General features: G+C 66.5%; 9 protein-coding genes. 6 read left to right on the top strand and 3 right to left on the bottom strand.

Going from position 1 to position 9,379, the window contains the following annotated elements:
- The 3 genes from Q7T84_RS03990 to Q7T84_RS03980 form a co-directional block, all read left to right on the top strand.
- Positions 1-741 (top strand): CbbQ/NirQ/NorQ C-terminal domain-containing protein (locus Q7T84_RS03990; protein WP_304806410.1); only part of this gene is annotated, 741 nt, incomplete at its 5' end.
- Positions 742-854: 113 nt separating this feature from the next.
- On the top strand, positions 855-2,981 hold the full coding sequence (locus Q7T84_RS03985; RefSeq protein ID WP_304806409.1) for an ATP-binding protein: 2,127 nt from the start codon (positions 855-857) through the stop codon (positions 2,979-2,981).
- A 75-nt stretch (positions 2,982-3,056) separates the two neighbouring features.
- Positions 3,057-4,226, top strand: coding sequence for a DUF3089 domain-containing protein (locus tag Q7T84_RS03980; RefSeq protein ID WP_304806408.1), 1,170 nt, complete (start codon positions 3,057-3,059; stop codon positions 4,224-4,226).
- Positions 4,227-4,246: 20 nt separating this feature from the next.
- Here the strand turns inward: Q7T84_RS03980 and Q7T84_RS03975 are convergent, their stop codons facing one another.
- Entirely contained in the window at positions 4,247-4,426 is a 180-nt protein-coding gene (locus tag Q7T84_RS03975; RefSeq protein ID WP_304806407.1) for a DUF1328 domain-containing protein, read from the bottom strand.
- A 118-nt stretch (positions 4,427-4,544) separates the two neighbouring features.
- On the opposite strand from Q7T84_RS03975, the gene cobT reads away from it, so the two are divergent.
- Genes cobT through Q7T84_RS03960 form a run of 3 tightly spaced genes read left to right on the top strand, consistent with a single transcriptional unit; the run spans position 4,545 to position 8,225 of the window.
- Positions 4,545-6,491, top strand: coding sequence for a cobaltochelatase subunit CobT (gene cobT / locus Q7T84_RS03970; protein ID WP_304806406.1), 1,947 nt, complete (start codon positions 4,545-4,547; stop codon positions 6,489-6,491).
- Positions 6,488-7,456: an esterase-like activity of phytase family protein gene (locus tag Q7T84_RS03965; protein ID WP_304806405.1), complete on the top strand. Its 969-nt coding sequence runs from the start codon at positions 6,488-6,490 to the stop codon at positions 7,454-7,456. The genes cobT and Q7T84_RS03965 overlap by 4 nt, the downstream gene beginning before the upstream one ends.
- Positions 7,457-7,481: 25 nt before the next feature.
- On the top strand, positions 7,482-8,225 hold the full coding sequence (locus Q7T84_RS03960) for a dienelactone hydrolase family protein (RefSeq protein ID WP_304806404.1): 744 nt from the start codon (positions 7,482-7,484) through the stop codon (positions 8,223-8,225).
- 74 nt (positions 8,226-8,299) lie between these two features.
- Here the strand turns inward: Q7T84_RS03960 and rpmB are convergent, their stop codons facing one another.
- Together rpmB and Q7T84_RS03950 are read right to left on the bottom strand one after the other, a co-directional pair.
- Positions 8,300-8,605 (bottom strand): 50S ribosomal protein L28, encoded by a 306-nt coding sequence (gene rpmB, locus Q7T84_RS03955; protein WP_304806403.1) that lies wholly within the window; start codon positions 8,603-8,605, stop codon positions 8,300-8,302.
- 356 nt (positions 8,606-8,961) lie between these two features.
- A partial coding sequence (locus tag Q7T84_RS03950; protein ID WP_304806402.1) for an OmpA family protein occupies positions 8,962-9,379 on the bottom strand: 418 nt, incomplete at its 5' end.

Raw genomic sequence — 9,379 nt, 5'->3', positions numbered from 1 at the left:
GTGGCCGCGCGCCTCAACTGGCCGCTGATCCGGGTGAACCTGGACAGCCACGTCAGCCGTATCGACCTGGTGGGCAAGGACGCCATCGTCCTGAAGGACGGCAAGCAGGTCACCGAATTCCGCGAGGGCATCCTGCCCTGGACGATCCAGCGCCCAGTGGCGCTGGTGTTCGACGAATACGACGCCGGCCGCCCGGACGTGATGTTCGTGATCCAGCGCATCCTGGAAGCTCAGGGCAAGCTGACCCTGCTCGACCAGAACCGCGTCATCCGGCCCAACCCGTTCTTCCGTCTGTTCTCCACGACCAACACCATCGGTCTGGGCGACACGACGGGCCTCTATCACGGCACCCAGCAGATCAACCAAGGTCAGATGGACCGTTGGTCCATCGTGACCACGCTGAACTATCTGGCCCACGACGTGGAAGCCGAGATCGTCCTGGCCAAGTCGCCTCACTACGACACGGTCGAAGGCAAGCGGACCATCGCCGCCATGGTCCGCGTGGCCGACATGACCCGCAACGCCTTCATGAACGGTGACATCTCCACCGTCATGAGCCCGCGGACCGTGATCACCTGGGCCCAGAACGCCGAGATCTTCGGCGGCGACATCGCGCTCGCCTTCCGCATGACCTTCCTGAACAAGTGCGACGAGCTGGAGCGCGGCACGGTCGCCGAGTTCTTCCAGCGCGCCTTCGGCCAAGACCTGCCGGAAAGCACCGCCCGCGTCCGCGTGGCCTGACCATCGCTTGGGATCGTCCTTCGGGACGATCCCAATGCGCACATCGCTCCCCGATCTTCATGGTTTGATAGTCGCAATATTGCACAACCGACATCCATGTTGGGCGTGATGCGATGAGTTCGAATCTACCTCACGACCGCGGTGCGGTTCGTCGCATCGTGGCGCTGGCGGCCTTGATCGTCGCGATCGTCGTGGCCGGCAGCCTCGGCTTGCTCTTTTACACCGCTCGCGCGGTCGACAGGCTGCAAGTCGCCGAAGAACGGGCCCTGATCTCCAACTACTTCCGGAGCAATGAGCGCGAGCTGATCCGGCGCATCGTCTCGGCCTCGATCTGGGACGAGGCCTATACCAAGCTGTCGCCTGACTTCGATACGGCCTGGGCCGACCTCTATATCGGCGGGTACTTCGCCGCCTATATGGGCCACGAACTGAGCGTCGTCCTCGATAGCCAGGACCGCCCGGTCTATGCCTGGAGCGGCCAGGCACGCACCGTACCATCCGCGAGCGCCACGTTCCTCAAAGACGCCGGTCCCCTGGTCGCCGAGGTCCGACGGGAAGAGAACCTGCGTCAGGACGACCTGCTGCGCCGCGCCGCAGGCATCAGCGCCCTGATCACCAGGAGCGGGGTTGTGGCGTCGCAAGGCGCGCTGCACCTCGTGGCGATCTCCAACGTCGTCCCGGAAACCAACGCCGTCGAGCCTCGGCCAGGGCCTAGCTACCTGGTGATCTCCGCGCGCCGGATCGACAGCGGCTTCCTGTCAAACCTCGACAACGATATGCGCGTCGCCTCCAGCCACGTGACCTTGAGCACTTCGAACGAGCCCGCCTCACTGCCGCTGATCGGGGTCGAGGGCGCTCCCGTCGGCGAACTGGCCTGGACGCCGAAGAAGCCGGGCGTCGATGTCATGCGCAACGCCATTCCACTGTTTTCCATGGTCGTCGCCCTGCTGCTGCTGGCTGGCCTGGCCATGGCCGTTCGTATCCGGGTGATCTTCCGAGAGTTGGCCGCCAATGACGCGAACCTGCAGAAGGCGATGGACGAACTGGTCCGGGCCCGCGACCAGGCCGCGGCCGCCAGCGTGGCCAAGTCGCAGTTCCTGGCCAATATGAGCCACGAGATCCGCACCCCGCTGAACGGCATCCTGGGCATGACCCAGGTGATGGCGCGCGAAGACCTGAGCCCGGCCCAGTGCGATCGACTGGAGGTCGTGCGTGATTCCGGCCAGGCCTTGCTGACCGTGCTCAACGACATCCTCGACATCTCCAAGATCGAGGCGGGCAAGCTGGAGATCGACAACCACGAGTTCGATCTGGCCGTCGCGGTCCAGGCCGCCTGTAACGCCTTCGCCGGGATCGCCGATCAGAAAGACGTCACCTTCCGCATCGAGATCGACGAGAACGCGCAGGGAATCTGGTGGGGCGACGGCGCGCGCCTGCGCCAGGTGATCTCCAACCTGGCCTCCAACGCGGTGAAGTTCACCCACCAGGGCAGCGTCACCGTGACCGCCCGGCGGGCGGCCCATGGCATCCAGGTGAGCGTCCGCGACACCGGCATCGGCATCCCGGCCGAGCGGCAGGGCGAACTCTTCCAGAAATTCAACCAGGTCGACGCCTCGACCACCCGCAAGTTCGGTGGCACCGGTCTTGGCTTGGCCATCAGTCGCGAACTGGTGGCGCTGATGGGCGGGGCGATGACCGTGGAGAGCATCGTCTCCGAGGGCTCGACCTTCGCCTTCGACCTGCCGCTGGAGTGGCGGGCCTCAGCCCGCGCCGCCACCCGCACGACGCCCGTCCACCCGACCCGCGCGGCCGGCTCACAGGCCGTCCCACGCATTCTGGCGGCCGAGGATAACCCCACCAATCAGTTGATCCTCTCGGCCCTCCTCGCCCCCTTTGGCGTCGACCTCACCCTGGTCGGCAACGGGCGCGAAGCGGTCGACGCCTTTGGGGCGGCCCAGTTCGACATCGTGCTGATGGATGTGCAGATGCCGATCATGAACGGGGTGGAAGCCACCGCCGCGATCCGACGGCTTGAGGCTGAACGCGGGCTGCCGATGACACCGATCCTGGCGCTGTCGGCCAATGTGATGAGCCATCAGGTCGCCGAGTATCTGGCGGCCGGCATGAGCGGCTTCATTCCCAAGCCCATCGAGGGCGCCAAGCTGATCGCGGCCATCGAGGCCGCGTTAAGCGCTGATGAGATGGCGGCGGAAGCCAACGGATCGGCTCAAGCCCGCTGAATTTCAAGCTGGACCGAACGCCGTTACGGGGCGATCCTTGCACCATTACAGACAATAGATTTTCAGTGGGGATAGATGTCCAGGAACACGCTCGCGGCCTTGGCCGCAGGTACGCTTTTGCTTACCGGTATGGCGCTTCCGGCCGCAGCTCAGGCGCCGGCCGTCGCCGACCATAACGATTACTCGAAAACGCAAAATTGGCTGTGCTGGCCCGGTCGTACCGACGCCTGTTCCAACGACAACACCGCCACGGTGATCGCCGCGTCCGGGCAGGCGACCAAAGAGGCCTGGAAGGCCGATCCGAAGGCGCCGATCGACTGCTTCTACGTCTATCCCACCGTCTCGATGGACCCGGGCCTGCTGTCGGACATGACGCCCAACGCCGAGGAGCAGCGCGTCGTCGAGCAGCAGCTCTCGCGGTTCGCCTCCAAGTGCCGGGTCTATGCGCCCATGTATCGTCAGTTCACCCTGACCGCCCTGCGCGCCATGGTGACCGGCGCCGCCCTGCCCGGCGGCGCGGCCGCCAACGCGCCACGTCCGCAGACCGGCTATCAGGACGTGGTCGACGCCTGGAACCACTACCTCGCCCATGAGAACAAGGGCCGCGGCGTGATCCTGATCGGCCATAGCCAGGGCTCGGGCGTGCTGACTCAGCTGATCGCCGCTGAAATCGACGGCAAGCCGGTCCAGGACAAGCTGATCTCCGCCATGCTGCTCGGCACGGGTCTTCCCGTCGAGAAGGGCAAGGACACTGGGACTTTCAAGTCGATCCCGCTATGCAAGTCGGCCACCCAGACCGGCTGCGCCATCGCCTACGCCAGCTTCCTCGACACCGCGCCGCCTCCGGCCAACAGCCGGTTTGGCCGTCCGCGCGAGCCCAATCCCGCCATGGAAGTGGCTTGCTCCAACCCGGCCAACCTGGCGGGCGGCAAGGGCGAACTGCACAGCTACCTAGCCGCCAGCGGCAACGGCCATGAACCCTCGGGCTGGGCCAAGGGCGTGAACGTCACGACGCCGTTCGTGTCGCTGCCGGGACTGCTCAGCGCCACCTGTGTCAACGAGAACGGCTTCAACTACCTGGCCGTGCACGTGAACGCCGACCAGGCCGATCCGCGCATCGATGCGATCAAGCCGGGCGCGGTCACGCCCGATTGGGGGCTGCACCTCATCGACGTGAACCTGGCCATGGGCGATCTGGTCGATCTGGCCGGCAGCCAGGGCAAGGCCTACCTCGCCAAGAAGTAGGCCCGCCAGGGACGGGCGGCCTAGCCGCCCGTTATCTTCTTGCCGGCCATGAACCCTAGAACCAGGAAGATCACGAAGCCGATCAGGAAGACGAAGAACAGCAGCTTGGCGATCCCGGCGGCCGCGCCGGCGATACCCCCAAAACCAAGCGCCCCGGCGATCAACGCCACGACCGCGAAAATCAGTGCCCACTTCAACATTTTTCATCTCCTCGAACAGCTTGAAGTGGCAACGCCGGGGTCGGCAGGCCGTTCCTTTCGCCGTGGACGCCAAGTCACCCTTCCCTCGCTTCGTCCACCCGCGCTATGAGATTTGCCCATGGCCAAGAACCCAGAAAGCCCTATCGAGCCCTTCAAGCGCGCGCTGGCCAATGCGGCGCGATCGCTGGCTGAGATGCCCGATCTGGAGATCGTCTTTTCCGGCGAGGGCCCGCAGCTCTCCGGCAAGCGCGCGGTGCTGCCGCACCCGCCGCGCGACCTGACGCCGACCGACGCCGCGCGGATACGCGGGCTGGCCGACCAGATGGCCCTGCGCCTGGCGCACCACGACAACGTCGCCCACGCCAAGAGCCGCCCGGCCTCGGCGCTCGGCGCGCCGGTCTATGACGCTCTGGAGCAGGTTCGCATCGAGGCGATCGGCGCCAATGCCCTGGCTGGCGTGAAAGACAACCTGCGCATCGTCCATGAGCACGCCTGGGCCAAGCGCCCCCTGAACCAGCTCGAAGCCCTGGCCAATCCGCCGATGGCCGACATCGTCGCCCTGATGGCGCGCGAGCGGCTGACCGGCGAGCCGCCGCCCGCCATGGCCAAGCCGCTGGTGGACCTGTTCCGCACCGAGGTGGAGAGCAAGGCCGGCAGCGATCTCGACAAGCTGGCCGACGCCGCACACGACCAGAAGATGTTCGCCAAGATCGCCCGCACAATCCTGCGCGACCTGTCGATGGGCGATGACCTTTCCGACGCGCCCGATCAATCCGAAGACGACGGCGACAGCGAGGACGGCGAGGCCGAAAGCCAGGAAGACGGCGACGAGGGCGAAGGCGAGGGCCAGTCCCCGCAGCAGGCCTCGATGGACGAGAACGAGGCGTCGCATAGCGAAAGCGACGACGCCGACAGCCAGATGACCGAGGCGCAGGACGATCCCAACGCCGACGACACCGACGAACCGCCGGAGATGGGCGAGGGCGAGCAGCCCGCCCGTCCCGACCCAAAGGGCGATCCCAAGCAAGCGACCTATCGCGTCTTCACCACCGCCCACGACGAAATCGTTGCGGCCGAGGAGCTGTGCGACGCCGAGGAACTGACCCGGCTGCGCGCCTATCTGGACCAGCAGCTCGCCAGCCTCTCCAGCGTCGTCTCACGCCTGGCCAATAAGCTGCAGCGCAAACTGATGGCCCAGCAGAACCGCTCCTGGACCTTCGATCTTGAGGAAGGGATCCTGGACGTCGCGCGCCTGACGCGGGTGATCACCGATCCCACCGCCTCGCTCGCCTTCAAGGAAGAGGAAGACACCGAGTTCCGCGACACGGTCGTCACCATCCTGATCGACAACTCCGGCTCGATGCGTGGCCGGCCGATCATGGTGGCGGCGGTCTGCGCCGACATCCTGGCCCGGACCCTGGAACGCTGCGGCGTGAAGACCGAGATCCTCGGCTTCACCACCCGCGCCTGGAAGGGCGGCTCGTCCCGCGAGGACTGGCTGAAGGCCGGCAAGCCGGCCCAGCCCGGCCGTCTGAACGATCTGCGCCACATCATCTACAAATCGGCCGATGCGCCCTGGCGACGCGCCCGCCGCAACCTCGGCCTGATGATGCGCGAAGGGCTGCTGAAGGAGAACATCGACGGCGAAGCCCTGATGTGGGCTCACCAGCGCCTGATCGGGCGACCAGAAGCCCGCCGCATCCTGATGGTCATCTCCGATGGCGCGCCGGTCGATGATTCGACCCTGTCGGTGAACTCCGGCCACTATCTGGAACGCCACCTGCGCGACGTGATCACCGAGATCGAGGGCAAGAGCCCCGTGCAACTGATCGCCATCGGCATCGGCCACGACGTGACCCGCTACTATCGCCGCGCGGTGACCATCGTGGACGTGGAGCAGCTGGCCGGCGTAATCGTCGACCAACTCGCCGAACTGTTCGACGAAGACGTCCGCAAGGTCACCCGCAAGAACGCCAACATGCTGGCCCCGCCGCCCAGCACCCAGGGACCGCAAGGTCCCGCGCGGCGATCGACCTTCAAGGAAGTGCGGATAGCCGTCGCGTGAGGCGGGCGGGCGCTGGACTAGCCGTCTGGCTCCTGGCGCTCGCCGCCTGCGCGCCCATCCACGCTTCGCCGCCCACCTCACCGGTCGCCGCGGGCAAACAGATCACCGTGACGGCGACGCCCGTGCCGCTCAATGCGCAGGACCCCGCGCAGGATCGGATCGGCGACTTCCGCTATATCGGCGGGCTGGTCCTGACCTCGCCCGACACCGCCAGCCTGCATGGCCTGTCGGACATGGAGATATCCGCCGACGGCAAGCTGATCGCGATCAGCGACGAGGGCGACCTGCTCTCGGCCCGGCTGCTCTCCGATTCGAAGGGCGCCCCGACCGGACTGGCGGGCGCGACGCTCACCGTGTTGACCGGCCCCGACGGCAATCCGCTGCAAGGCAAGCTGGAGGCCGACGCCGAGGGCATGGCCCTGCTGCCGAACGGCGACATGCTGCTCAGCTTCGAGCGCAACAACCGCATCCTGCTCTATCCGGCGGGCGGCGGCGCGCCGCGCATCGCCCCCTCTCCGGCCGCGAGCTTCCCGGCCAACGGGGGCATGGAGGCGCTGAGCGCGATTCCCGGCGCTGGACCGGGCGCCTATGTCACCGCCGGCGAGGACTCCGGCGAGACCTGGACCTGCAAGCTCTCTGGCGACTGCGTCCAGGGCGCCGCCATCGCCAAGCCACCCGAGTTCGGCGTTGTCGCCGTTCGCGCCTTGCCGGCCGGCCGCATGGCCTGGCTGCTACGGGCCTGGGATCCAGTGCGCGGCAGCCGCAACGCCCTGATCATCCACGACGCCGGCGGCGAGATCGCCCGCTTGGAGATGACCCGGCCCCTGACCGTCGACAACTACGAGGGCCTGGCGGCGATCCCCGCCGAGGACGGAAGCGTCCGATTCTACCTGCTGTCGGACGACAATTTCCAAAGCTCCCAGAGGACCCTGCTCCTGGCCTTCGACTGGAAGCCCGCGAAATAGACCTAACAATCATAGGGACGACGCCATGAGCCAGACCCAGGTCGCTATTCCCACACCGGATGGCGAGGCCCGCGCCTTCGTCTTCAAGCCGAACCAGGACCCTGGCCCCTGGCCCGCCGTCATCTTCTATATGGACGCCCCCGCCATCCGGCCGGCGCTGTTCGAGATGGCTGAGCGTCTGGCGGGCTACGGCTACTATGTCCTGCTGCCGGACATGTTCTGGCGGATCGGACCCTATGAGCCCATCGATCTGAAGGCGATTCGAGACGACGCTCAGCGCCGCGAGGTGTTTGGGCCGCTGATGGCCTCGACCGATCCCGAGAAATCGATGCGCGACACCGCCGCATTCCTCGACTTCCTGGCGGCCCAGCCGGAGGTGAAGGGCCAGAAGGTGGGTGTGACCGGCTATTGCATGGGCGGCGGCATGGCGCTGCGTGCGGCCGGGACCTTCCCGGAGCGAATCGTGGCCAGCGCATCGTTCCACGGCGGCAATCTCGCCACCGACGCCGACACCAGTCCGCACCTGCTGGCGCCGCGGATCAAGGCCAAGGTGCTGGTGGCCGGCGCCGACGAGGACCGCAGCTTCGACGAGGCCCAGGCCGAAAGACTCGGCAAGGCCCTGAAGGACGCGGGCGTCGAGGCCGAGGTGGTCATCTATCGCGGCGCCAAGCACGGCTACGCCCCGCCCGACATGGCGGCCTATGACCGCGAGGCCTCCGAGCGCCACTGGCGCGAAATGACCGCGCTCTTCGCCGAGACGCTGGGCTGAGCCCCGCCCCGCCTTTCACCCAAAGAAAAAGGCCGGTGTTTCCACCGGCCTTTTTCGAAGTTCTGTAGCTGCGCCTAGGCGGCGACGGCTGCGGCTTGCGTGGCAAGCTTAGCCTTCAGCTGGCGCTTGATCTTCAGGGCGCGCGGCGAGAGTTGCTCGTCGCGGGCGCCGACCAGGAACACGTCCAGGCCGCCGCGGAAGTCGAGCGTGCGCAGCGCCGCGTTGCTGATGCGCAGGCGGAAGCTCTGGCCCAGCGCGTCCGATTGGAGCGTGGCGGGCGAGAGGGCCGGCAGGAACCGGCGCTTGGTCTTGATGTTCGAGTGGCTAACGTTGTGGCCGACCATGGGACCGACACCGGTGAGTTCGCAACGACGCGACATGGCTTCTGACCTACGCGAGAAATGGATGTGCCACGGGCAGGACCCGTGAGAGAGCGGGCGATATAGTCGAAAGCCCGGTCCGACGTCAAGGCGGCGGCGGGATTCATGCCAGCCTGACGTCAGAAAGAGGTCTCAGGGCATCTCGCCGCCCGGAACCGAATTGTGGTCGCGAGCCGTTGAGATACAATAGGCTGTAGGGAACAAACACTGAATCGAGCGGAGTCGCTGATTCGGTCATGTTTCGTTTCGTCCGTGTTCTCGAAACGCCCGACACCTCATTAACCTAAGACCGAAGTTCGCTGAACGCGCACGAAAACCCCGCGGCAAGACCGCGGGGCTTCGACTCGCCTAGCGCTCTAGGACAGCACCACCAGCACCACGCGACGATTGGCCATGCGGCCGTCGCGGGTGTTGTTGGCGGCGACGGGTTCATCCTCACCGTAGGAGATGGTCGCCATGCGGTTCAGGGCCACGCCTTGCTTGTTCAGGAAGCGGCGAACCGCTTCGGCCCGTTCGGCCCCGAGGCGCTCATTGCCCATCGGCGAGCCCGTGGCGTCGGTGTGCCCCTGGATCTCGACATAGACGTTCTTGTTTTCGCCTTTGAGGCGCTCGGCCACCGCGGTGAGACGCTCTTCGCCCTCGGGCGACAGGGTCGCCTTGGCGAATGGGAACTTCAGCGCGTCGTCGGACATGACGACCGAGTACATGAACTTGCCCTCGGCCAGCTTGCCAGCCGCCGTCGCCCGTTCCAGGGCGTCACGCGAGGTCTGGTCA

The organism is Phenylobacterium sp. (assembly GCF_030654915.1).
Classification (GTDB): Bacteria; Pseudomonadota; Alphaproteobacteria; order Caulobacterales; family Caulobacteraceae; genus Phenylobacterium.
The sequence above is the reverse complement of the archived record's forward strand: the minus strand, read 5'-3'. Positions and strand labels throughout refer to the sequence as shown.

Bases quoted from the DNA above. Each gene is read 5' to 3' on its own strand.
- Q7T84_RS03960 (WP_304806404.1), top strand. From the start codon at position 7,482: ATGAGCCAGACCCAGGTCGCTATTCCCACACCGGATGGCGAGGCCCGC.
- Q7T84_RS03980 (WP_304806408.1), top strand. From the start codon at position 3,057: ATGTCCAGGAACACGCTCGCGGCCTTGGCCGCAGGTACGCTTTTGCTT.
- cobT (WP_304806406.1), top strand. From the start codon at position 4,545: ATGGCCAAGAACCCAGAAAGCCCTATCGAGCCCTTCAAGCGCGCGCTG.
- Q7T84_RS03985 (WP_304806409.1), top strand. From the start codon at position 855: ATGAGTTCGAATCTACCTCACGACCGCGGTGCGGTTCGTCGCATCGTG.
- Q7T84_RS03975 (WP_304806407.1), bottom strand. From the start codon at position 4,426: ATGTTGAAGTGGGCACTGATTTTCGCGGTCGTGGCGTTGATCGCCGGG.
- rpmB (WP_304806403.1), bottom strand. From the start codon at position 8,605: ATGTCGCGTCGTTGCGAACTCACCGGTGTCGGTCCCATGGTCGGCCAC.